Here is a 20,294-nt window from a genome sequence, read left to right on the forward strand (position 1 = left end):
CCGGGGCTCACCGCAATCAGGGATGCGACGGAGTCGTGACGCGCCCGGATCGGACCTCGGAGGCCGTCCGGCTTGGGGGGTTTAGGGGATCCGACGGCGACTTGTGCACCGGGGGATGACCGCGGGCCACCACGCCGTGGAGGCTCCGATCCGGAACGGGCGAGGGGGCACCCATGAGTTACCAACTCGGGATCGATCTCGGGACGACCTACACGGCGGCGTCGGTGTCCCGCGCGACGGAACAGCAGCACGCCGACCCGGAGATGGTGTCGCTCGGCGATCGCGCGGTTCAGGTGCCATCGGTGCTGTACCTCGCCCCCGACGGCTCGGTACTGGTCGGTGAGGCGGCCGAGCGGCGCGCGTCGACCGATCCGGACCGCGTGGTGCGCGAGTTCAAGCGGCAGATCGGCGACGAGATCCCCATGGTGGTCGGCGGGAGGCCGTACCCGGCCCACGAGCTGGCCGCGACGCTGGTGGCGTGGGTCGTGCAGCGGGTCGCCGAGCGCGAGGGCGGCCCGGCCCGCCGAATCGCGCTGACCCACCCCGCGTCGTGGGGGCCGCACAAGAAGGAGCTGCTGCACGGGGCGCTGGCCACCCGCGGGTTGAACGTGACGTTCCTGGCCGAGCCACAGGCCGCCGCCCTCAGCTACGCGGCGGCGGAGCGGATCGAGCGCGGGTCCACGATCGCCGTCTACGACCTGGGTGGCGGCACGTTCGACGCCGCGGTCGTCCGCAAGAACGGCACGTTCACCTTGCTGGGGCGGCCGGAGGGCATCGACCGGCTCGGCGGCATCGACTTCGACGACGCGGTGTTCACGCACGTCCGCGAGGCCGTCGGGAACGCGTTCGACCAGCTCGACCCCGCTGACGACACCGCGGTGGCGGCCGTGTCCCGGCTCCGGCGCGAGTGCAAGGAGGCGAAGGAGGCGCTGTCGGCCGACACCGAGGTGCGGATCGCCGTCCTGCTTCCGGGGCTGCAGACCGCGGTGCGCCTGACCCGCGGCGAGTTCGAGGCGATGATCCGCCCGCAGCTCGAGGAGAGCGTCGACGCCCTGCACCGGGCGGTGGTCTCGGCCGAACTCTCGCCGCCGGACCTGACCGCCGTGCTGCTCGTGGGCGGTTCCTCGCGGATCCCGCTGGTCGCCCAGCTGGTCTCGGCCGCGTTCGACCGTCCGGTGGCGGTGGACGCCGACCCGAAGAACGCGATCGCGCTCGGTGCCGCGCTGTCGATCTCGCCGCGCCCGGAGTCGTGGCCCGCGGCGAATATCCCGCCGGTCGCGCCGCCCGTCCATCCGGTGCCCACCCGGCCTGCGCCGCCCGCACCGGTGCCGTCCGCCCACGCGGCGCCGACGACGCCCGTGTCGCCGATCGCCGACCCGCTGCGGCCGCCGGTACCGTCCCTCACCCCGGACCTGCCGCTGTCCCCCGGCCTGACGGGGGCACGGCGGCCGATGGTGGTGTTCGGGGCGGGGGGCCTGCTCGTCGCCGCCGCGATCGCCGCAGCCCTGGTGTACGGCCCCGAGAACCCGGGCCCGGCCCCCACCGGCGGGACCACGACGTCCGTCGTGCAGGCCCCGGAGCTCACGGAAATCCCGGCTCCCGAGGACGCCGCCCCGGCCGCCGTCGAGGAGCAGGGCGGCAACGCGGCGCGCCCGCAGAACCAGGGTGGAGCGGCGCGACCGCAGAACCAGGGCGATCGGCCGCAGTCCGGCAACGACGACACCGGCGACGACAACGACCCGCCGACCACCACCACGACGCCCCCGACCACCACGACGACCACCACGACGACGACCACCACGAGCGCCCCACCACCCCCGATCGACCCGGGGAAGGGTGACGGCGCTCCGGTCGACGGCCAGGCGGGCAACGCGCCGCAGGTGCCGATCGAGGAGGCCTCGAACAGCGAGGCGGAGGATGCCGGCACGAGGTAGGGAGGACCGCGGAGCGCGGACCTACCGGTTCTCGCGACGCTCTGCTGCGACCCGGCGCAGCTCCTCGCGGACCCGCTCGACGTTCCACCGCGCATGACCCCCGATGGACTCGAGGTCCGGGGTCAGGAGCCCGTCCTTGCGGTACTTCTGGATCGTCCGGGGCGCCAGCCCCAGTGCACGCGCCAGCTCCGCCGTGGTCACCAGCCGGGGCTCAGGCACATTCCGACCGTAAACGCAGGTAGATGCGGCTGCTGCTGACTGTGCGGCCTAGGTGCGTCATTGCGGTACATGCGGTCTTTGCGGCATTGTGTGCCTATGGCGTTCTGGATGACCGAGCTACCGGGGGGCGGGTTCGCGATGGGTGAGGCACCGGACGAGGCGGAGGCGCGGCTGCAGATCACGCGTCAGCAGGGCCGGGCGTCGGTGACGTTCCACGAGCGCACCGGGCGGTACCGGTGGACGGTGGTGCTGGACGAGGGGAAGACCTCGCACGGCTGGGCGGAGACCGAGGACGAGGGCTGGTGGTTCGTGAAGGAGGCGGTGAACCGGCCGTTCCGCGGGACGCACCACCGCAGACCCCGCGGTCTCTGGACCCTGCCTCCCGCTTAGCCACAAGGCGCCTCCGGTGTGGGCCGCGCGACCCCACCACGACGACGTGGAATGCCACTCGCCCCCCGGGAGTTCGTTGCAGCGTGAAGAAGATTGGGTTCCTGTCCTTCGGGCACTGGTCGGACTCGCCGCACTCGATGGTGCGGTCGGCGTCGGACGCCCTGCTGCAGTCGATCGAGCTCGCTGTGGCTGCCGAGGAGGCGGGTGCCGACGGCGCGTACTACCGGGTGCACCACTTCGCCCAGCAGCTCGCGTCCCCGTTCCCGCTGCTGGCCGCGGCCGGGGCGCGGACCAGCCGGATCGAGCTGGGCACAGCTGTGATCGACATGCGGTACGAGAACCCTCTCTACATGGCCGAGGACGCCGGTGCAGCCGATCTCATCTCCGGAGGCCGGCTGCAGCTGGGCATCAGCCGGGGATCACCGGAGCAGGTGATCGACGGCTTCCGCTACTTCGGGCACGTGCCGACCGACGGCATGAGCGATGCCGACATGGCCCGCGAGCACACCAAGGTCTTCCTCGAGACGCTCAAGGGAGAGGGCTTCGCCAGGCCGAACCCGCGCCCGATGTTCCCCAACCCGCCGGGCCTGCTGCGGGTCGAGCCGCACGCACCGGGTCTGCGCGACCGGATCTGGTGGGGCGCAGGAACCCGGGCGACCGCGGAATGGACGGCCGAGCAGGGCCTCAACCTGATGAGCTCGACGCTGCTCGCCGAGGACACCGGCGTGCCCTTCCACCAGCTGCAGGCCGAACAGATCCAGCGGTTCCGGGACGCCTGGAAGGCCGCCGGACACAGCCGCGAGCCGCGCGTCTCGGTCAGCCGCAGCATCTTCCCGATCGTCAGCGACATCGACCGGGAGCTCTTCTGGCGGGAGCGGCACAGCACCGACCAGGTCGGCTGGCTGGACGGCGGCACCGCCCGGTTCGGCCGGACGTACGCGGGTGAGCCGGACAAGCTGGTCGCCGAGCTCGCCGAGGACGAGGCGATCGCCGCCGCGGACACGCTGCTGCTCACCGTGCCCAACCAGCTGGGCGTCGACTACAACGCCCACGTGATCGAGAGCGTGCTCACCCACGTCGCCCCCGAGTTGGGCTGGCGCTGACTTCAGACCGCCGCACCGGGCGCCGCAACGGACAGCGAGCAGGAACGAGCCGCTTCGGCGAGCCGCTTGTCGTAGGTGACGAACGCGGAGACGTTCTTCCCCGAGGCGATGAGCTGGTCTGCGGTGGCCAAGTGGATGGCGTCGAGCGAACGCAACAGCGGGTCGACGTAGGCAGCGGCGGTGGCCCGGATCGCCGCATCCAGCTCGATGCGGTCGATTCGGGCCAGTGTCGCCGCCACCGCTCCCAGCACCCCGGGTTGACTGCGGCACAACGCGCGCGGCACCTCGACGTCCACGAGCACCGACGCGACCAGACGCTGGCCTTCGCGCTCGTTCAACCAGTCCACCAAGGCGCGGGTCTCGCGCTCCTCCCGGATCAGCTTGACCAACGCCGCCGAGTCGAGGTAGATCACCAACGCTCCTCGTCACGCAGGTCGCGCAGCAGCTGCCCGGCATCCGAACCCGGTTCGGCCCGGTGGACGGGTACGGGGATCGGGCCGGCGACCGTGGCCGGCACCACCCTGCCCTGGGCGACCCAGTCGTCGAGCTCGCCCACTCCTGCAGAAACGATGCGAGCGATCACGCGACCATGGCGGGTGATCTCCACGGTCTCGCCATTCTCGACGCGAGCCAGCACACCCGCGGTGTCCTGGTTCAACTCGCGCACCGGCACCTGACCCATGACACAAATGTACTACACGTGTAGGACACGGACAGGACACCCGGGCCTGCGCGGGTCGCGGGCGTCCCAGACGATGTTCTCGAGGCGCACCGCCGCAGCGTCTCAGATCTTCGCACCCGTCGATCCCGGAGACTGTGTGCATGGGCCTTCGGTTCACCACACGTGGGTCGGACTCGCCGTGGGTTGACGTGGTGTGGACGTGCACCAGCGACCACGTCAGCGAGATGACCTCGGTGGCGGCAACGCGTTGCGGGCTGGTCATCTGGGAGCAGGACGGGCGGCCGCACGCGGCGGTGACCGGCCCCGAGACCGCGACCGGCACCGCGCCGGTACCGGAGGGGGCGAGCTTCGTGGGCATCGAGTTCGCGATCGGCACCAGCGTGCGGGGCGTACCGCTCTCCTCGCTCGTGAACGGTGGGGTGGAGCTCCCGGACACGACGCGCAGCTCGTTCCGGCTCGCCGGATCGCGCTGGGAGCGACCGGGCCCGGACGACGCCGAAGCCCTCGTCGAGCGTCTCGTCGGGGACGGCGCGGTCGTGCGCGACCCGCTCGTCGGTGAGGTGCTGGCGGGCGGGCGCCCTGAGGTGTCGGATCGCACTCTCGAGCGGAGGTTCCGGGCGGCGACCGGCCTCACCAGGGGCACCGTGCGTCAGATCGAAAGGGCACGCGAGGCCGCCCACCTGCTGGCCGCCGGGAAAGCGGCCGCCGACGTCGTCACCTCGCTCGGCTACTTCGACCAGGCGCACCTGGCGCGAGCGCTCCGACGCTACGTCGGACGCACGGCCACGCAGCTGCGCGAAGGCAGCCGCGGCGCCATCGCGCTCGACCTCCCGCGGTGACCGAGCTCAGCGGACCACGTCGTAGAGCATCTTCACGACGCCGTTCGGGTAGCCCTGCGACTCCCGCAGCCTCAGCTTCTGCCTGTCCCGGTCCGCCTTGCTGAACAGGCTCTTGCCCGCACCGAGCAGCAGCGGGAAGACCAGCAGGTTGTAGCGGTCGATCAGGCCGGCGTCCGACAGCGTGCGAGCCAGCTCGGCGCTGCCGTGGATGAAGATCGCCCCGCCCTCGCCCTCCTTGACCTTCGCGACGTCGTCGCTGGAGCGCAGGATCGTGGTCTCGCCCCAGCCGTCGACGAGGGCGTCCTCGGAGACCGTCGAGGAGACCACGTACTTCGGCAGGTCCTTGTACGCCGCGTGGTCCTCCGAATCGCGCCACACCGGGGCGAAGGCCTCGTAGCTGCGCCTGCCGAACATCAACGCCGTGGTCTCGGCGAGCTCCTCGCCCTTGAGCGCGAACGCCTCGGGCAGGAACTCGACGTCCTTGAACACCCACCCACCGCTGCGGTGCTCCTCACCCGGCCCGCCGCCGGGGGAATCGACGACGCCGTCGAGCGACATGAACGCGGTGTAGACGATGTCGCGCATGCTGCGATTCTCCTTCCGGTCCGACGGCGCGCGGCCGTCGACGTCCTCGATCCGCGTACGTTATGCGGCAGATGTCCCCGAGTCTTGGACAGAACCGACACGCGTCGCCGGACCACAGCTGGCGTGGCCGACATCCACCCGGCAGACCGATGAGTCCGGGCCGCTCGCCTGGTCTGATCACGCATGGCAACCGCGACCACCGCCCGCCGCATGTTCGAGCTCCTCGAGCCGATCTGCCTGGTCACCTACTTCGCCGACGAGGCCAACGAGGAGCTGGCCGCGCTCGGCCACCGCACCTACTGGGACGGCTACTTCGCCGGCCGCGCCGCGCCGCTGGGACGGGTGCCGGCACAGGTCGTGCACGCGGCCTTCTACAGCTTTGCCGAGGGGGAGGCTGCCCGGCACATCCCGAGCGCGTGGGAGACGGTCCCGCCGGAGGCCTCCTTCGCCGCGTGGCGACGAGGTAGCGCGGCCTCCGTGCGACGGATCCTCGGTGACGAGCTGGCCGGCTCCCCCGGCCTGGTGCGCGCCGCCGATCTGACCACCAAGGCCGCGACGAGCGCGCCCACGGAAGGCCGCGTGATGTACGCGGGGTGGCGCACCCTCCAGGTGCCGACCGACCCGGTCACGCGGCTGTGGCACTCCGCGACCATGCTGCGCGAGCACCGCGGCGACGGGCACGTCGCCGCCCTCGTCGCCGAGCGCATCGGCGGCACGGAGGCCCACGTGCTGTCCGCACTGGACATGGGCATCCACCCGCCGGAGTCGTTCGGGCGCATCCACCACCTGCCGAAGCAGCGGCTGGCCGAGGTCATGGACGGGCTGCGCGAGCGCGGGCTCGTCGACGCCGACGGCCGGTTCACCGACGCCGGCCGCCAGACCAAGCAACGCATCGAGGCCCTCACCGACGAGCTCGCCGCCCCGCCGTACGACGCACTCTCCCCCGCCGAGCTGGCCGAGCTGGTCGCGGAGCTCGAGCCCATCACCGCGCGAATGGTCGCCGCGGGATCGCGATGACGAACAGTGATCGGGCTGAAGAGTCGGGTGTCAGACCTGGCCACCGGCGCCGGACGTCGACATCAGCGCCGGGTCGCGAGATCGGTCTGCCGCCGCACGAGGAACCGCCGTTCCACCGGGTTGACGGTGAGGGTCAGCGCCTCGTCGTAGACCGCGGCGGCCTCCTCCGATCGTCCGAGCCGGGCGAGGACGTCCGCCCGAGCGGCTGGGAGGTACGGATAGCCGGCGAGGGCCGGCGCCAGGTCGTCGATCTCGCGCAGCACCGCTGCCAGGTCGGCGCTCTGCAGCCGGCTCCGCGCGGCCGCCCGGTTGAGCGCGACGACGGGCGACGGCCAGACCTGCATCAGGGCGTCGTACGTCGTGACGATCTGCGCCCAGTCGGTCTCGGCCCATGACGGGGCCATCGCATGCAGCCCGGCGACGCCGGCCTGCAAGGCGAACCGCCCACGGGGCCCGCGCTGCAGCGCGGCCGTCGTGAGGGCGAGCCCCCTTCTGATCAGCGCGCGGTCCCAGCGGGACCGGTCCTGGTCGGCGAGCAGTACCAGGTCACCGGCGGAGTCCGTCCGGGCCGGGCCGCGGGCCTCCGTCAGCAGGATGAGCCCGAGAAGCGCTTGCGGCTCGGGCTCGCCGGGCAGCAACCGGACCAGCATGCGAGCCAGCCCGGCGGCCCGCCCGGTCAGCTCGGTGTTCTGCAGCTCGGTTCGCGACCCGCGGTGTCCGGCCGTGTGGACGAGGTGCACAACGGTGAGGACGGCGTCCAGCCGAGCCGGCAGCTCGTCGTCGGGCGGGACGCGGAAGGGGATCCGAGCCGCCGCGATCTTCTGTTTGGCGCGGGTGATCCGCCGAGCGATGCCTGCCTCCCCCGCCAGGAGAACGGCGGCGACCGCGGCGACGTCCACCCCGCACACCAGGCGGAGGGTGAGCGCGACCTGCGATTCCAGGGCCAGCGAAGGGTGGCAGCAGGTGAACACGAGCCTGAGCGGATCCGTTGGCCCGGGCTCGTCCTCACCACCCGCCGGCTCCACGAGCAGCGGGAGCTTGCGCCGCAGCGTCGCCTCTCGTCGCAGCCGGTCGAGGGCGATCCGGCGGGCGGTCGTCGTGAGCCAGCCCGCCGGGTTGTCCGGCACGCAGGCAGGCCACGTCCGCAACGCCCGCTCGACCGCCTCCTGCGTGCAGTCCTCGGCCAGGTCGAGGTCCCCGGTCAGGCGGGCGGTCGATGCGACCACGACCGGCCACGCCTCACGAAAGACCTCGTCCATCGCCGCCATCAGACGTCGTCGGGGATCTCCAGGACCGGGCGCACCTCGACGTTCCCCGCCGGGCAGATCTTCGCGAGGCGCAGCGCCACGTCGAGATCGGGGGCGTCGATGACGTAGAAGCCGCCGAGGCCCTCCTTGGTGTCGGCGAACGGGCCGTCGGTCACCAGCGCGCCGTCCGCCCCACGGCGGACGGTGCTGGCCGTCGAGGACCGCTCCAACGCCTCACCGCCCACGACGCTCGCGCCCGCATCGCGGACGGCGGCCGCGAACTCCTCGTGCAGCCGCATCTCGTCGACGACTCCGTGGTCGTCGGCGGTGTCCCACCAGTCCTCGGCGTCGTAGAGGAGGAACACGTAGCGCGCCATGGCGGCAACCCTTCCGGTGTCAGGCGGTGTTGTCATCCTCCTGACGAACGGGTCCAGCCGGATCGGACAGTGCTGACGCGAAACTCGACCATGTGACGCCGCCGGGCAACGTCACGCAGACCGCATCGGCCGGATCCGCTCGAGCGCGCTGCCGAGGGCGTCCCGCTCGACCTCCAGGTCGTATCGGCTCTGCAAGTTCACCCAGAAGAGGTCAGTCGTGCCGAAGTAGCGCGCGAGACGCAGGGCCGTGTCCGCAGAGATGCGGCGCTTGCCGTGGACGATCTCGTTGATCCGCCGCGGTGGCACGCCTATGGCCACCGCGACCCGATGCTGGGTGAGACCGAGCGGCTCGATGAACTCCTCGAAGAGCACCTCGCCCGGGTGGATCGGAGCGATCTTGTCCATCTGCGCCAACTCCTAGTGGTAGTCCACGATCTCGACGTCCTCGGCGCCCGCCTTGGTCCACCTGAAGCAGATCCGCCATTGCTGGTTGATCCTGATGCTGTGCTGCCCGACGCGGTCGCCCTTGAGTGCCTCCAGCCGATTGCCCGGAGGCACTCTGAGGTCGTCGAGCACGACGGCAGCGTCGATCATCACGAGCTTCCTCAGCGCCACTCGTTGGATCCTCGGATCGATCGACCGGACACGCTCCCGCCGCCACAGCCGCTCGGTCTGGGCGTCCCCGAATGACCTGATCACAACTGCAGCATAACGCGCCGCGTTATGTCAATACCCAGGCCACTGGTAGCCGGGAGCGAAGCCGAACGGCTCAGACGTTGAAGCGGAACTCGACCACGTCACCGTCGGCCATGACGTAGTCCTTGCCCTCCATCCGCACCTTGCCCGCGGCCTTGGCCGCCGCCATCGACCCCGCCTCGACGAGGTCGTCGAAGGACACGATCTCGGCCTTGATGAACCCGCGCTCGAAGTCGGTGTGGATCACGCCGGCGGCCTGCGGGGCGGTGGCGCCCTTCTTGATCGTCCAGGCGCGCGACTCCTTCGGCCCCGCCGTGAGGTAGGTCTGCAGGCCGAGGGTGTGGAAGCCGGCTCGGGCCAGCGAGTAGAGCCCAGGCTCCTCCTGGCCGATCGACTCCAGCAGCTCGCGGGCCGACTCCTCGTCCAGCTCCAGGAGCTCGGCCTCCACCTTGGCGTCGAGGAACACCGCGTCGGCCGGTGCGACCAGCGCGGCGAGGTCCTTGCGGCGGCCCTCGTCGGACAGCACGGCCTCGTCGGCGTTGAAGACGTAGAGGAACGGCTTCGTGGTGAGCAGCGAGAGCTCGCGCAGCGGCTCGCGGTCGACGCCGGCCGCGAACAGCGTGGTGCCCCCGTCGAGGATCTCGACGGCGCGCTCGGCGGCCTCCAGCGCCGGACGGCGGTCCTTCTGGGTGCGCGCCTCCTTCTGCAGGCGCGGCACGGCCTTCTCCAGGGTCTGGAGGTCGGCGAGAACCAGCTCGGTGGAGATCGTCTCGATGTCGCTCGCGGCGTCGATGCGGCCCTCGACGTGGACGACGTCCGGATCGTCGAACACGCGCACGACCTGGCAGATCGCGTCGGACTCGCGGATGTTCGCCAGGAACTTGTTGCCGAGGCCCGCGCCCTCGGACGCGCCCTTCACGATGCCCGCGATGTCGACGAACGAGACGGTGGCCGGCACCGTGCGCGCCGACGAGAACATCTTCGCCAGCACATCGAGGCGCGGGTCGGGCAGCGGCACCACCCCGACGTTCGGCTCGATGGTGGCGAACGGGTAGTTCGCGGCGAGCACGTCGTTGCGGGTGAGGGCGTTGAACAACGTCGACTTGCCGACGTTGGGCAGGCCGACGATGCCGAGGGTGAGTGACACGGGGCTCCAGGGTAGTCGCGGCGCGGCGACCGCCCCCGGCCCCGGGGTAAGGGTGCCCCCGATGGCGATCGCGGGTTTGCCCGGATGCCGCCCGCGATCTTCGAACGGCAGCGTGACCAGCGTGATCCCTCGTCCTCCCCCGCCGTGCTGACGGCCATCCTCGATGCTGCCGCCGGTTGGCCGTTGCCCGCGGTGCTGACGGCCGCGAGTGCACTGCTGATCGTGGAGAGCGGATCGCTCGTCGGCATCCTCCTGCCCGGCACGACACTGCTCGTCGCGCTCGGGCTGTGGACGCTGACCGTCCCGGGCGCGCTCGCCCTCGCCGTGGTGGCGTCGGCGGCCGCCACCGTCACCGGCGCCCATCTGGGCTGGCTACGGGGGCGATCCGGTGCGCCGGTCGGCGGAACACACGGTCGACTCGGCCGCGTCACCGACGGCCCGGTCCGGCAGGCGAGCAGGTGGCTCGCCGAACGCGGCCCGGCGGCCACCGCGATGCTCCTGGCCTGCGGCCACTGGGCCGCGGCAGCCCGGCCGGTGCTGCCGCGGGTGGCGGGCGCGGCGGGGGTGCCGTACCGCACGGTGGGGCCGGTGCTGGTCCTCTCCGGCAGCGGGTGGGCGACGACGCTCGTGCTGCTGGGCAACCGGGTCGGCGCGTTCGTGGTGACGACCGCGGCCTGGGTCCCGCTCCTGCTGGTGGCGTTGCTGGTCGTGGCGATGGTGATCCGCTCGCGCACCCGATGAGGAGCCTCTCATCCAGGCTTCATCCGCACGGAACGCGGCGCGACGAGCCTGGGCCGGTGACGACCGCACCGCTCCCGCTCCTGCTCGGTCCCGACGCCCGCGAGCTGCTCGCCGTCGCGCTCGAGGGCCATCGCAGCCGGCTCCGGACGCTCCGCGCGGTCACCGTGGGGGTGCAACCCGGCGGGGCCACCGTCGTCCAGTACGCCGCCGACGTCGAACGCGCCGACGGCAGTGTCACCCGGGAGACGCTCACCGCCACCACCGGCGACCGCATCCCGGAGGGCGCCGCGGTGCTCGCCGGCCACGGCGTCCAGGTCGGCGTGTGGCGCTGGCCGCAGGACCCGGCGCTGCCCGCGCTCGCCACCGCGACCGATCCCGTCCGGCTCTCCGCGGCGCTGCGGGACGCCGGCTCGGCCCGCGACAGCGTCCCGCGGATCCGGACGCGCGCCTACCGGCCGGGGCGGCGGGCGGTGCTCGAGGTCGAGGGCGGTGGGCCGCGGCTCTACGTCAAGGTCGTCCGGCCGCGGGCCGTCGCGGCGCTGAAGGCCCGGCACGACCTGCTGGCCTCGCACGTGCCCGTGCCGCGCGTGCTGGCCGCCACCGCCGACGGGATGCTCGTCCTCGACGAGTGCCCCGGGATGTCGCTGCGGTCGCACCTGTCCCGTGACCTCCCGGTGCCGTCGCCCGCCGACCTCGACGATCTGCTCGGCACGCTTCCACCCGCCCTGCTCGACCGGCCGCGCCGCAGCACGCACCTGGAGCGCGTCCCGCACTTCACCGCTGTGCTCGCTGCCACCGCGGTCACCGGGGAGGCCGAGCTGGCCCGGCTCGACGCCCTGGCCACGAGGCTCGCGCAGGCCGATCCGGGAACGCATCCCGACGTCGCCGTCCACGGCGACTTCTACGACGGGCAGCTGCTCTGCGACGAGCAGCGCATCACCGGACTGGTCGACGTCGACACCGCGGGGCCGGGGCACCGCATCGACGAGTGGGCCACGCTGCTGGCCCACCTGTCCGTGCTCGCGTTGCACGGCACCGCGGCCGCCCGCCACTACGGCGCCCGAGTGCTCGCCCACGCCGAGGAGCGCTTCTCGCGGTCCGAGCTGCGACCACGGGTGGCCGCGGCGGTGCTGGGCCTCGCCACCGGGCCCTTCCGGGTGCAGCAGGCCGGATGGACCCGGCACACACGGGCCCGCCTCGGCCTGGCCGAGCAGTGGGCGACCGGATGAGAACGGCCTCATCCCGCTCTCCCGCGGTCCTCACCGGCGGCCCCGATCGTGGATCACGTCAACCCGAGCACTCCTGAAGGAGCGTCCACATGACCACATGGAAGGTCCTCACCCTCGGCGCGGCCCTCACGGGCCTCGGCGTCGCAGGCGCCGGCATCGCGGCGGCCGAGGAGGGCGTCCCCCTCGCGGCTCCGCAGCCGGTCTCGGTCTCGGCCGCAGACGCCGCCGGAGCACCGCTGGTCGGCGACCCCTCCCCCGAGTCGGCCGACTCCCCGTTCGAGAGCCCGGTCGACTCCGCCGAGTCGCCCTACGACAGCCCCGACGACCACACGCCCGACGACCACACGCCCGATGACCACACGCCGGACGACGACACCCCCGACGTCGACTGACGGCCTCTGCGGGCAGCGAAGGGGTGCGTGGGCAGCCGCCCCACGCACCCCTTCCCGCCCGACGCACCCCTCGTAGGACCACGCATCCCGTCGAGACGGCGCGCGAACCGGCACGGGCGCGCCAACTCCCCCACCCGCTCGGCACGTCCCCTGGCGACGCAGCCCGTCGACCCGTTGCACGATCTGCGGGCTGCGCGGCCGATACGATCGCCGCTCGTCGCGCCACCTCGCCCGTTCGCGGAACCCCGCTAACGCGGCCGGAGCCGGCCCGATGGTCTGAGTGGAGCTGTCGCCGTGTGGAAAGGTGATCGTCGTGCGGTTTCCGCCCCGACTCGTGCTCGCGGCCTCGGCGCTCGGCATGGTCGCCGCGAGCAGCGGTGCCGTGCTGCTCATGCCCGAACCCGCGGAGACCGGCGCCGTGCCGGTCCCCGAGATCACCTCGCCCCGGCAAGAGCAGCAGCAGGCACCGGCACCTGCGGAGCCGGTGACAGCTCCCGCGCCCGCGATCACGGGCGCCCAGATCGCCGAGCTCGCCCTCGCACCGGCGCGTGACCGGGCCGCCGCGTTGATCGAGGAACAGGCCCGCGCCGAGGCGGAGGAGGAGCGCGCGGCGCGGCGCGGCGACGACGACGACCGGTGGGACGACCTGCGCGACGAGATCCGCGAGGCGTGCGACGACGGCCGGATCCGCGGCCAGATCTGCCGGTCCGGTTAGCGACCGTCGTCCAGGCGGTACCCCATCCCCCGCACCGTGACGATCCGCTCCGCACCGAGTTTGCGGCGCAGGTAGCGGACGTAGACGTCCACCACGTTCGACCCGGGGTCGAAGTCGTATCCCCACACGTGGCTGAGCAGCTGCTCCCGGGTGAGCACCTGGCCGGGGTGGCGCAGGAACGTCTCGACGAGCGCGAACTCACGCGCGGACAGGTCCACGGTGCGCCCGTCGACGTGGGCGCGCCGGGTACGCAAGTCCAGCTGCAGGTCCCCGTGCGAGAGCACCGTGAGCTCCGGCGTCCGGTGGGAGGCCAGCCGCAGCCGCACGCGCGCCAGGAGCTCCTCGAACCGGAACGGCTTGGGCATGTAGTCGTCGGCGCCGCCCTCGAGGCCGGCGACGGTGTCCTGCACGCTGTCGCGCGCGGTCAGGACGATCACGGGGATGGGACAGCCGTCCTCCCGCAGCGATCGCAGCACCGCGAACCCGTCGAGGCCCGGCAGCCCGATGTCCAGCACCATCAGGTCGAAGCCGCCGGTCATCGCGTAGTCGCGGGCCGACGGCCCGTCGCCCACCACCGTGACGGCGAACCCGTTCGCCGCCAGCCCCTTCTCGACGAACGCGGCGATGCGCGGCTCGTCCTCCGCGATCAGGATGCGGCTCACGAGACCTCCACGGCCGGGATCTCCACCGTGAACGTCGACCCGCGTCCCGGCACGCTGTCCAGGAGTACCTGCCCGCCGTGGGCCACGGCGATGGCCCGCACGATCGACAGCCCGAGCCCCGCGCCCTCCGATCTGCGGGCGGTCGAGCCACGGGAGAACCGCTCGAAGATCCGGTCCCGGTCGGCGGCAGCGACGCCTGCGCCGGAGTCGGACACCCAGAACCGCAGCCGTCCGCCGGTGAGCTGCGAGCCGAGGGCGATGCGGTCGCCGGGACCGGTGTGGCGGCATGCGTTGTCGGCGAGCGCGACGACGGCCTGGGTGATGCGCTGCGGATCGAGCCGGGCGTCGAAGCGGGCGGCGGTCTCGAGCACCCACTCCCGGTCGCCGAGCTGCTCGACCTTCTCGACGACGTCCGCGGTGAGCGCGGCGACATCCACGGCCTCGACGTGCAGGAACGACGGCTGCTCCGAGCGGGCGAGCAGCAGCAGGTCCGACACCATGCGGTTCATCCGGCCCAGCTCGTCGTCGACGAGCGCGACGGTGGCCCGCACGTCCTCGGGGTCGTTCGGGTCGAGGACCTCCAGGTGGCCGCGCACGATCGTGATCGGGGTGCGCAGCTCGTGGCCAGCGTCGTCGGCGAACCGGCGCTGGGCCGCCACGCCGGACTCGACGCGGTCGAGCATGGCGTTGACGGTGCGGACCAGCTCACCGAGCTCGTCCGAGTCCTCCGCGTCGGGGATCCGGCGGGACAGATCGGTGTCGGTGATCGTGCGCGCGGTCTCGGCGACGTCGCGCAACGGCCGCAGGATGCGCCCGGCCACGAGCCAGGCAGCCGCTCCCGCACCGAGCACGGTGACACCACCGACGCCGAGCATCAGCTGGGCGGCGGTGTTGGCGGCGGCGCGCTCGGCGTCGGCGAGGTAGGCCGCCACGATCACGCCGCGGGCCGGGTCGCCCACGAGCGTCACCGGGATCGCGAGGTAGTGCACCTCGCCTGCGGCCGGGCTCTCGTACGAGCCGGTGCGCGGGACGTCGACGCCTGCCACCAGCGCGGCGAACGCGGGGTCGTCGGCGAGCACCTCGGGTGTGCCCGGCTCCTGCCGGCTCTGGGTGCGGTAGACGCCGTCGACGTAGCCGAGGAACTTCTCGTTCGGCCGCGCCACGTTGTACGCGATCGCCTCGCCGATCACCTCGTCGACGGTGCGGAACGCCTGACCGGTGCGCGGGTTGATCCCGGTGGCCGTGTGGCCGGCGAACTCGTCGACCTCGAAGCGCAGCGCCTCCTCCATCCGGTGGTCGGTGGCCTGCACCAGCAGCCGCCACGTCACGAGCGTGACGACGCCGAGCGCGAGGAAAACGAGCAGAAGGACCCACCCGATGATCCGGCTCCGGGCCCTGGCCAGCCGCCACCGATGCGGCGGTGGGTCGGGCGTCGGAGGCATCTGTGACGGGGTCCTAGCGGGCGAGGGGGCTCGGTGCTGGTCGAGGACATCCTCGCCGACAGGGAGATCAGTCGTCGTCATCCGGGCCGTCGTCGTCCGGGTCGTCGTCATCGTCGTCGATGGGCGGGGGCGGGGCGACGTAGCCCTCGTGGTCGCGCGGCGCGGGCTCCGCGGGGGCCGCCGGTGGCGCGGGCGGCGCGGCGGGCGCCTCGACGACGATGGGCTCGATCGGGGGCGGCTCGGCGTCCGCGCCCGAGCCCAGCGCGACGGCCCCGGCCAGTACGCCGACGACGAGCAGCACGACCGTGGCGATGACCAGCGGGAGGCGCACGGGCCGATCCTGGGGTCCGCGGGTGGCCCCCGGATGAGAGCCGGATGAGAGGACTCTCATCGCCGCGGCCCCGCCGCAGCGAAGCGGAGGCAGTCCCACACTGTCCGATTTCCGCCAGTCGCCGCCCGTTGCAGGTGGCAGAGTCACTCTCGTGCTGCTCGACCAGGATCGTTGCTACCGCGCCGTCGCCTCGCGTGACGCCCGCTTCGACGGGCACTTCATCACGGCGGTGCGCACCACCGGCATCTACTGCCGGCCGTCGTGCCCCGCGGTCACGCCGAAGCGGCACAACGTCGAGTTCCTGCCCACGGCGGGCGCGGCCCAGCAGCGCGGCTACCGCGCGTGCCGGCGCTGCCAGCCCGATGCGGTGCCGGGCTCGCCCGACTGGAACCTGCGCGCCGACCTCGCCGCGAGGGCGATGCGCCTGATCGCCGACGGCGTCGTCGAGCGGCAGGGTGTGCCCGGGCTCGCGGCCCGGCTCGGCTACTCGGAGCGGCACCTGAACCGGGTGCTCACCGCGGAGCTCGGGGCCGGCCCGCTGGCCCTCGCGCGGGCCCACCGGGCCCACACGGCCCGGCTGCTCGTCGAGACCACACCGCTCGGGATGGCCGACATCGCGTTCGCGGCCGGCTTCGCGAGCGTGCGGCAGTTCAACGACACGGTCCGCGAGGTCTACGGCGTACCGCCCACGACCCTGCGCGCGGAGGCGGGTCGCCGCGGCAGTGCGGTGCCCGCCGTCGCCGGCACGCTGGTGCTGCGCCTGCCCTACCGCCGTCCGTTCGACGCCGACGGGCTGCTCACGTTCTTCGCGGCCCGAGCGCTCGACGGGGTCGAGTCGATGGAGGACGGCACGTACCGCCGCACGCTGCGGTTGCCGCACGGTGCGGCGACGGTGGCGCTGGACCTCACGCCGGCGCCGCGCAACGGGCACGTCGTCGCCACGCTGCGCCTGGCGGATCCGCGCGACCTCGGCCCAGCGGTCGCGCGGATGCGCAGGCTGCTCGACCTCGACGCCGACCCGGTGGCCGTCGACGCCGTGCTCGGCGCCGACCCGGACCTCGGGAGGTCCGTTGCGGCGGTGCCGGGGATCCGGCTCCCCGGCACGGTCGACGGCGTCGAGACGGCGCTGCGCGCGGTGCTGGGCCAGCAGGTCTCCGTGGCCGCCGCCCGTACGGCGGCGAGCAGGCTCGCCGCCGCGCTCGGCGAGCGCCTCCCGCCCGGCCTGGCCGGTGACGGTCCCGACCTGCTGTTCCCCACCCCGGAGGCGATCGCGGAGCGCGCCGCCGAGGTGCTCACCGGACCGCAGAAGCGGATCGCGACCGTGCTCGGGCTCGCCACCGCCGTCGCCGACGGCTCGCTCGTGCTCGACCCCGGCTGCGACCCCACCGAGCTGCGGGCCACGCTCTGCGCGCTGCCCGGCGTCGGGCCGTGGACGGCCGGCTACCTCGCGATGCGACTGCTCGGCGACCCCGACGAGCTGCTCGCCACCGACCTCGGCGTGCGCCGCGGCGCCGCCGCGCTCGGCCTCCCGTCCGACCTCGCCGGTCTGACGGCCAGGGCCACCGGCTGGGCGCCGTGGCGCTCCTACGCCGCCACCCACCTCTGGCGGGCGATGCCCGTCACCACCTCGAACGGAAGGACGTCATGAGCACCGCCACCTGGTCCACGATCGACACGAAGATCGGCCCCTTCACCGCCGTCGTCGACGCCGACGGGGCCGTGCTGGCCTCGGGCTGGACGGCATCGCTCGACGAGCTCCTGCCCCAGATCCACCCCACGCTGCGACCGGCCGAGCTCGTCGAGGGCGACCTCGGCCCCGTGGCCGACGCGATCGTGCGGTACCACGACGGCGACCTCTCCGCGATCGACGACGTGCCCGTCCGACAGCGGTCGGGCGAGTTCCTCGAGCACGCGTGGGAGGTGCTGCGCACGGTGCCGGCCGGCGCGCCGGTGACCTACACCGAGTATGCCGCCAAGTCCGGCCGTCCCCTGGCCGTGCGCGCGGCGGCGGCCGCGTGCGCCCGCAACTCGGCGGCCCTGTTCGTCCCGTGCCACCGCGTGCTCCGGACGGACGGCACGCTGGGCGGCTTCCGCTGGGGTGTGGACGTCAAGCGGGCGCTCCTGGCCCACGAGACCCCTTCCGCCTGAGGCCCGCCCCGATAGTTCAGGAAAGCCACGTTCCGGGCCTCCACGGCCCTGAATGTGGCTTTCCTGAACTTCCCGGCAGCCGCCCGCTCGACCGTTCGTTCGACCGTTCGGCGATCAACGGGCGCCGCCTCCGCGTGCCTTCCACGGATCGGCGGCCCCGTCCCTGACGCTGGTCGGATGGACACCGCGACCGTATCCGTGCTGCTCATCGGCCTGATCCTGGGCGCAGTGCTGGGCGCGGGGGCCGTGTGGTTCCTCCTGACGGCCCGGTCCCGGCTCTCCGCGGCCGAAGCGGCGCGGGCCACCGCAGACGCCACGGCGATGCTCCGCGCCGACGCCGCCGGCCTCCGGGCCGAGCGGGCCGGCCTCGTACACCGGCTCGACGAGCTGACGGCCACGCACGAACTCACGGTCGAGCGGCTCCGGCAGGCCGAGGCGGAGGCGGCGGCCGCCACGGCCGCGCTGCGCAGCGAGCGGGACGCGAGCGCCCAGCGGGAGGCCCTGCTCACCCGCCGCGACGCCGAGCTGAAGCAGGCTTTCCGGGCGCTGTCGGCCGACGCGTTGGCCCGCAACAACGAGCAGTTCGTCGCGTTGGCGGAGGGCCGGATCAAGGAGGCGACGGCCGCGCTCACCGCGAAGGCCGACGGCGACGCGACGGCCCGTGCGCAGGCGATCGGCAAGCTGCTGGACCCGGTGGCCGCAGCCCTGCAGCGGGTGGAGGGGCAGCTGCGCACCGTCGAGAAGGAGCGGGAGTCGGCCTACGCCGGTCTGCGCGAGCAGGTCAGCGCGATGCGCTCAAGCTCGGAGCGCCTGCAGGACGAGACGAAGCAGCTGGTCAACGCGTTGCGGGCGCCGCAGGTGCGCGGGCGGTGGGGCGAGCTGCAGCTGGAGCGGATCGTGCAGCTCGCCGGGATGGTCGAGCACTGCGACTTCTCCACCCAGGTCGTCGCGCAGGGCGAGGACGGCGGTGTGCGCCCCGACCTCGTGGTGCACCTCGCGGGCGGCAAGCAGATCGTGGTGGACGCGAAGGTGCCGTTCGCCGCGTACCTGGAGGCCGTGGAGTCGCGTGACCCGGCGGTCCACCGCGAACGCCTCAGCGCCCACGCCCGCCAGCTGCGCCAGCACGTCGACGCGTTGAGCGCGAAGAGCTACTGGGCGGCGTTCCAGCCGTCGCCGGAGTTCGTGGTGTTGTTCGTGCCGGGTGACCCGTTCCTCGAGGCCGCCCTGCAGTCCGACCCGGCACTGCTGGAGCACTCGTTCTCGAACAACGTCGTGATCGCCACCCCGACCACGCTCATCGCGCTGCTGCGCACCGTCGCGTACACGTGGCGGCAGGAGGCGCTCGCGCGCAACGCGGCGCAGGTGCACCAGCTGGGCAAGGAGCTGCACAGCAGGCTCGCCACGATGGGCACGCACGTCGCCAAGCTCGGCCGCAGCCTCGACTCGGCGGTGGCGAGCTACAACCAGACGGTGTCGTCGCTGGAGGCTCGCGTGCTCGTGACGGCGCGCAAGCTCACCGACCTGGGAGCGGCCGACGGTGACATCGACGAGCTCGCGCAGGTCGAGCGCGCCCCGCGGACGGTCGCCGCTCCCGAGCTGGTTGCGTCGGCCGCCGACTCACTGATCGCGTTGCACGAGCTGAACCGCGTGGACCGGCCGGGTGAACGCCCTGGCGGCGACGGACGCGGTGAGTCGCGAGCTACCGTGACCGGATGACCGACCCGGCCGGCGAGCGCACCCCTCGGCGCCGCCCGTCCACCGACCCCGCACGCGGCGGCACCCCTCGTCAGCGGTCCGGCGCGTCGGGCAAGAGCACCCGCACCGCGGCGGAACCGGGCCGGCCGCCGAGATCGGCGCGGGCCGGCGGGAAGGCCGGGGGCGCGCCCGCGACGGCGCGCAGCTCGGCGGCCAAGCCCGCGAAGCCGGCGAGCGAGCCGGTCCTCCCCGAGCGCCCGGAGCGGGGCGCGGGCGGACAGTGGCCGATGGCCGAGCGCTCGCTGCTGCCCAGCGTGCTGGGTCTGCCTCCCATCGCCGCGGTCGGCATCGCCGTCGCGCTCACCGCGATCGGCGTTCTCGTCGACCTGACGCGCAGCGGCAACCTCGGCACCGTGTTCACGATCTGCCACATCACCGGCTGCGTGCTCGCCGTGGTCTGGGTGCGCCGCAAGGGCCTGTTCGGGCCGATGGTGCAGCCGCCGTTGCTCGTGGCCGCCACGGTGCCGGTGGTGGTGCTGATGTCCGGTTCACCACGTCCCGGTCAGGGGGTGGCCGAGCAGCTCCTCGTGATCGGAGCGCCGCTGGTCAACGCGTTCCCGGTGATGGCGTGGGCCACCGGGACCGTACTGGTGCTCGGCCTCGTGCGGATCGTGCTGCAGCGGCCGATCACCGCCTGACTGCG

25 protein-coding genes are annotated in these 20,294 nt (G+C 73.1%); 13 read left to right on the forward strand and 12 right to left on the reverse strand.

Annotation, left to right across the window (positions count from 1 at the left end; genetic code table 11):
- Positions 1 to 173: 173 nt before the first annotated feature.
- Positions 174 to 1,934, forward strand: coding sequence for an Hsp70 family protein (locus FHX44_RS11415; protein ID WP_147255623.1), 1,761 nt, complete (start codon positions 174 to 176; stop codon positions 1,932 to 1,934).
- A 21-nt stretch (positions 1,935 to 1,955) separates the two neighbouring features.
- Here FHX44_RS11415 and FHX44_RS11420 read toward each other — a convergent pair whose 3' ends face one another.
- Complete coding sequence (locus FHX44_RS11420) at positions 1,956 to 2,153, reverse strand: MerR family transcriptional regulator (protein ID WP_246170314.1); 198 nt, start codon at positions 2,151 to 2,153, stop codon at positions 1,956 to 1,958.
- Between the two features lie 108 nt (positions 2,154 to 2,261).
- Between FHX44_RS11420 and FHX44_RS11425 the strand changes: the two genes are divergently transcribed.
- Both FHX44_RS11425 and FHX44_RS11430 read left to right on the forward strand, forming a co-directional pair.
- Entirely contained in the window at positions 2,262 to 2,543 is a 282-nt protein-coding gene (locus FHX44_RS11425) for a hypothetical protein (protein WP_147255626.1), read from the forward strand.
- 83 nt (positions 2,544 to 2,626) lie between these two features.
- Positions 2,627 to 3,646, forward strand: a complete 1,020-nt coding sequence (locus FHX44_RS11430; RefSeq protein ID WP_147255628.1) for an LLM class flavin-dependent oxidoreductase — start codon at positions 2,627 to 2,629, stop codon at positions 3,644 to 3,646.
- A gap of 2 nt (positions 3,647 to 3,648) precedes the next feature.
- Here the strand turns inward: FHX44_RS11430 and FHX44_RS11435 are convergent, their stop codons facing one another.
- Together FHX44_RS11435 and FHX44_RS11440 are read right to left on the reverse strand one after the other, a co-directional pair.
- Positions 3,649 to 4,059 carry a type II toxin-antitoxin system VapC family toxin gene (locus FHX44_RS11435; protein WP_147255630.1) on the reverse strand — a complete coding sequence of 137 codons (411 nt, stop codon included), beginning with the start codon at positions 4,057 to 4,059 and terminating at the stop codon, positions 3,649 to 3,651.
- On the reverse strand, positions 4,056 to 4,328 hold the full coding sequence (locus FHX44_RS11440) for a type II toxin-antitoxin system Phd/YefM family antitoxin (RefSeq protein ID WP_147255631.1): 273 nt from the start codon (positions 4,326 to 4,328) through the stop codon (positions 4,056 to 4,058). Before FHX44_RS11440 ends, FHX44_RS11435 begins: the two co-directional genes overlap by 4 nt.
- Before the next feature lie 224 nt (positions 4,329 to 4,552).
- Between FHX44_RS11440 and FHX44_RS11445 the strand changes: the two genes are divergently transcribed.
- Positions 4,553 to 5,167, forward strand: a complete 615-nt coding sequence (locus tag FHX44_RS11445) for a helix-turn-helix domain-containing protein (RefSeq protein WP_246170932.1) — start codon at positions 4,553 to 4,555, stop codon at positions 5,165 to 5,167.
- A gap of 6 nt (positions 5,168 to 5,173) precedes the next feature.
- Here the strand turns inward: FHX44_RS11445 and FHX44_RS11450 are convergent, their stop codons facing one another.
- Complete coding sequence (locus FHX44_RS11450; RefSeq protein WP_147255635.1) at positions 5,174 to 5,752, reverse strand: dihydrofolate reductase family protein; 579 nt, start codon at positions 5,750 to 5,752, stop codon at positions 5,174 to 5,176.
- A 183-nt stretch (positions 5,753 to 5,935) separates the two neighbouring features.
- On the opposite strand from FHX44_RS11450, the gene FHX44_RS11455 reads away from it, so the two are divergent.
- Positions 5,936 to 6,769 (forward strand): SCO6745 family protein, encoded by an 834-nt coding sequence (locus FHX44_RS11455; RefSeq protein WP_246170316.1) that lies wholly within the window; start codon positions 5,936 to 5,938, stop codon positions 6,767 to 6,769.
- Positions 6,770 to 6,831: 62 nt separating this feature from the next.
- Here the strand turns inward: FHX44_RS11455 and FHX44_RS11460 are convergent, their stop codons facing one another.
- The 5 genes from FHX44_RS11460 to ychF form a co-directional block, all read right to left on the reverse strand.
- The gene (locus FHX44_RS11460; RefSeq protein ID WP_246170317.1) at positions 6,832 to 8,028 is read right to left on the reverse strand and encodes an RNA polymerase sigma factor; all 1,197 of its coding nucleotides are present in this window, start codon (positions 8,026 to 8,028) and stop codon (positions 6,832 to 6,834) included.
- Positions 8,029 to 8,036: 8 nt separating this feature from the next.
- Positions 8,037 to 8,393 (reverse strand): YciI family protein, encoded by a 357-nt coding sequence (locus FHX44_RS11465; RefSeq protein ID WP_147255639.1) that lies wholly within the window; start codon positions 8,391 to 8,393, stop codon positions 8,037 to 8,039.
- Between the two features lie 111 nt (positions 8,394 to 8,504).
- Positions 8,505 to 8,798 carry a HigA family addiction module antitoxin gene (locus FHX44_RS11470; protein WP_147255641.1) on the reverse strand — a complete coding sequence of 98 codons (294 nt, stop codon included), beginning with the start codon at positions 8,796 to 8,798 and terminating at the stop codon, positions 8,505 to 8,507.
- Positions 8,799 to 8,810: 12 nt separating this feature from the next.
- Positions 8,811 to 9,092, reverse strand: coding sequence for a type II toxin-antitoxin system RelE/ParE family toxin (locus tag FHX44_RS11475; protein ID WP_147255643.1), 282 nt, complete (start codon positions 9,090 to 9,092; stop codon positions 8,811 to 8,813).
- A 70-nt stretch (positions 9,093 to 9,162) separates the two neighbouring features.
- Positions 9,163 to 10,236 carry a redox-regulated ATPase YchF gene (ychF, locus tag FHX44_RS11480; protein ID WP_147255645.1) on the reverse strand — a complete coding sequence of 358 codons (1,074 nt, stop codon included), beginning with the start codon at positions 10,234 to 10,236 and terminating at the stop codon, positions 9,163 to 9,165.
- A gap of 84 nt (positions 10,237 to 10,320) precedes the next feature.
- Here ychF and FHX44_RS11485 point away from each other — a divergent pair, with 84 nt between their 5' ends.
- The 4 genes from FHX44_RS11485 to FHX44_RS11500 all read left to right on the forward strand — a co-directional run bounded on the left by FHX44_RS11485 (position 10,321) and on the right by FHX44_RS11500 (position 13,313).
- Complete coding sequence (locus tag FHX44_RS11485; protein ID WP_147255647.1) at positions 10,321 to 10,977, forward strand: SNARE-associated domain-containing protein; 657 nt, start codon at positions 10,321 to 10,323, stop codon at positions 10,975 to 10,977.
- A gap of 56 nt (positions 10,978 to 11,033) precedes the next feature.
- Positions 11,034 to 12,206 (forward strand): phosphotransferase, encoded by a 1,173-nt coding sequence (locus tag FHX44_RS11490; RefSeq protein ID WP_246170318.1) that lies wholly within the window; start codon positions 11,034 to 11,036, stop codon positions 12,204 to 12,206.
- 89 nt (positions 12,207 to 12,295) lie between these two features.
- Positions 12,296 to 12,598 (forward strand): hypothetical protein, encoded by a 303-nt coding sequence (locus FHX44_RS11495; RefSeq protein ID WP_147255651.1) that lies wholly within the window; start codon positions 12,296 to 12,298, stop codon positions 12,596 to 12,598.
- Positions 12,599 to 12,911: 313 nt separating this feature from the next.
- Entirely contained in the window at positions 12,912 to 13,313 is a 402-nt protein-coding gene (locus tag FHX44_RS11500; protein WP_147255652.1) for a hypothetical protein, read from the forward strand.
- Here FHX44_RS11500 and FHX44_RS11505 read toward each other — a convergent pair.
- From FHX44_RS11505 to FHX44_RS11515, 3 genes are all read right to left on the reverse strand, one after another.
- Entirely contained in the window at positions 13,310 to 13,975 is a 666-nt protein-coding gene (locus tag FHX44_RS11505) for a response regulator transcription factor (RefSeq protein ID WP_147255654.1), read from the reverse strand. The two genes, FHX44_RS11500 and FHX44_RS11505, sit on opposite strands and share 4 nt — an antisense overlap.
- Positions 13,972 to 15,417 carry a sensor histidine kinase gene (locus FHX44_RS11510; RefSeq protein ID WP_147255656.1) on the reverse strand — a complete coding sequence of 482 codons (1,446 nt, stop codon included), beginning with the start codon at positions 15,415 to 15,417 and terminating at the stop codon, positions 13,972 to 13,974. Before FHX44_RS11510 ends, FHX44_RS11505 begins: the two co-directional genes overlap by 4 nt.
- Before the next feature lie 67 nt (positions 15,418 to 15,484).
- The gene (locus FHX44_RS11515) at positions 15,485 to 15,748 is read right to left on the reverse strand and encodes a hypothetical protein (protein WP_147255658.1); all 264 of its coding nucleotides are present in this window, start codon (positions 15,746 to 15,748) and stop codon (positions 15,485 to 15,487) included.
- 151 nt (positions 15,749 to 15,899) lie between these two features.
- On the opposite strand from FHX44_RS11515, the gene FHX44_RS11520 reads away from it, so the two are divergent.
- The 4 genes from FHX44_RS11520 to FHX44_RS11535 all read left to right on the forward strand — a co-directional run bounded on the left by FHX44_RS11520 (position 15,900) and on the right by FHX44_RS11535 (position 20,289).
- On the forward strand, positions 15,900 to 17,396 hold the full coding sequence (locus FHX44_RS11520) for an AlkA N-terminal domain-containing protein (RefSeq protein ID WP_147255661.1): 1,497 nt from the start codon (positions 15,900 to 15,902) through the stop codon (positions 17,394 to 17,396).
- Entirely contained in the window at positions 17,393 to 17,896 is a 504-nt protein-coding gene (locus FHX44_RS11525; RefSeq protein ID WP_147255663.1) for a methylated-DNA--[protein]-cysteine S-methyltransferase, read from the forward strand. Before FHX44_RS11520 ends, FHX44_RS11525 begins: the two co-directional genes overlap by 4 nt.
- Before the next feature lie 177 nt (positions 17,897 to 18,073).
- Positions 18,074 to 19,612, forward strand: a complete 1,539-nt coding sequence (locus tag FHX44_RS11530) for a DNA recombination protein RmuC (RefSeq protein ID WP_147255665.1) — start codon at positions 18,074 to 18,076, stop codon at positions 19,610 to 19,612.
- Positions 19,609 to 20,289, forward strand: a complete 681-nt coding sequence (locus FHX44_RS11535) for a DUF6542 domain-containing protein (RefSeq protein ID WP_147255667.1) — start codon at positions 19,609 to 19,611, stop codon at positions 20,287 to 20,289. Before FHX44_RS11530 ends, FHX44_RS11535 begins: the two co-directional genes overlap by 4 nt.
- The last annotated feature ends 5 nt before the right edge of the window (positions 20,290 to 20,294 follow it).

Source organism: Pseudonocardia hierapolitana, assembly GCF_007994075.1.
In the GTDB taxonomy this organism is placed as follows: Bacteria; Actinomycetota; Actinomycetes; order Mycobacteriales; family Pseudonocardiaceae; genus Pseudonocardia; species Pseudonocardia hierapolitana.

Coding starts and splice junctions, on each gene's coding strand:
- FHX44_RS11415 (WP_147255623.1), top strand. CDS start 174: ATGAGTTACCAACTCGGGATCGATCTCGGGACGACCTACACGGCGGCG.
- FHX44_RS11425 (WP_147255626.1), top strand. CDS start 2,262: ATGACCGAGCTACCGGGGGGCGGGTTCGCGATGGGTGAGGCACCGGAC.
- FHX44_RS11440 (WP_147255631.1), bottom strand. CDS start 4,328: ATGGGTCAGGTGCCGGTGCGCGAGTTGAACCAGGACACCGCGGGTGTG.
- FHX44_RS11445 (WP_246170932.1), top strand. CDS start 4,553: ATGACCTCGGTGGCGGCAACGCGTTGCGGGCTGGTCATCTGGGAGCAG.
- FHX44_RS11450 (WP_147255635.1), bottom strand. CDS start 5,752: ATGCGCGACATCGTCTACACCGCGTTCATGTCGCTCGACGGCGTCGTC.
- FHX44_RS11455 (WP_246170316.1), top strand. CDS start 5,936: ATGGCAACCGCGACCACCGCCCGCCGCATGTTCGAGCTCCTCGAGCCG.
- FHX44_RS11460 (WP_246170317.1), bottom strand. CDS start 8,028: ATGGACGAGGTCTTTCGTGAGGCGTGGCCGGTCGTGGTCGCATCGACC.
- FHX44_RS11465 (WP_147255639.1), bottom strand. CDS start 8,393: ATGGCGCGCTACGTGTTCCTCCTCTACGACGCCGAGGACTGGTGGGAC.
- FHX44_RS11470 (WP_147255641.1), bottom strand. CDS start 8,798: ATGGACAAGATCGCTCCGATCCACCCGGGCGAGGTGCTCTTCGAGGAG.
- FHX44_RS11485 (WP_147255647.1), top strand. CDS start 10,321: ATGCCGCCCGCGATCTTCGAACGGCAGCGTGACCAGCGTGATCCCTCG.
- FHX44_RS11495 (WP_147255651.1), top strand. CDS start 12,296: ATGACCACATGGAAGGTCCTCACCCTCGGCGCGGCCCTCACGGGCCTC.
- FHX44_RS11510 (WP_147255656.1), bottom strand. CDS start 15,417: ATGCCTCCGACGCCCGACCCACCGCCGCATCGGTGGCGGCTGGCCAGG.
- FHX44_RS11525 (WP_147255663.1), top strand. CDS start 17,393: ATGAGCACCGCCACCTGGTCCACGATCGACACGAAGATCGGCCCCTTC.
- FHX44_RS11530 (WP_147255665.1), top strand. CDS start 18,074: ATGGACACCGCGACCGTATCCGTGCTGCTCATCGGCCTGATCCTGGGC.
- FHX44_RS11535 (WP_147255667.1), top strand. CDS start 19,609: ATGACCGACCCGGCCGGCGAGCGCACCCCTCGGCGCCGCCCGTCCACC.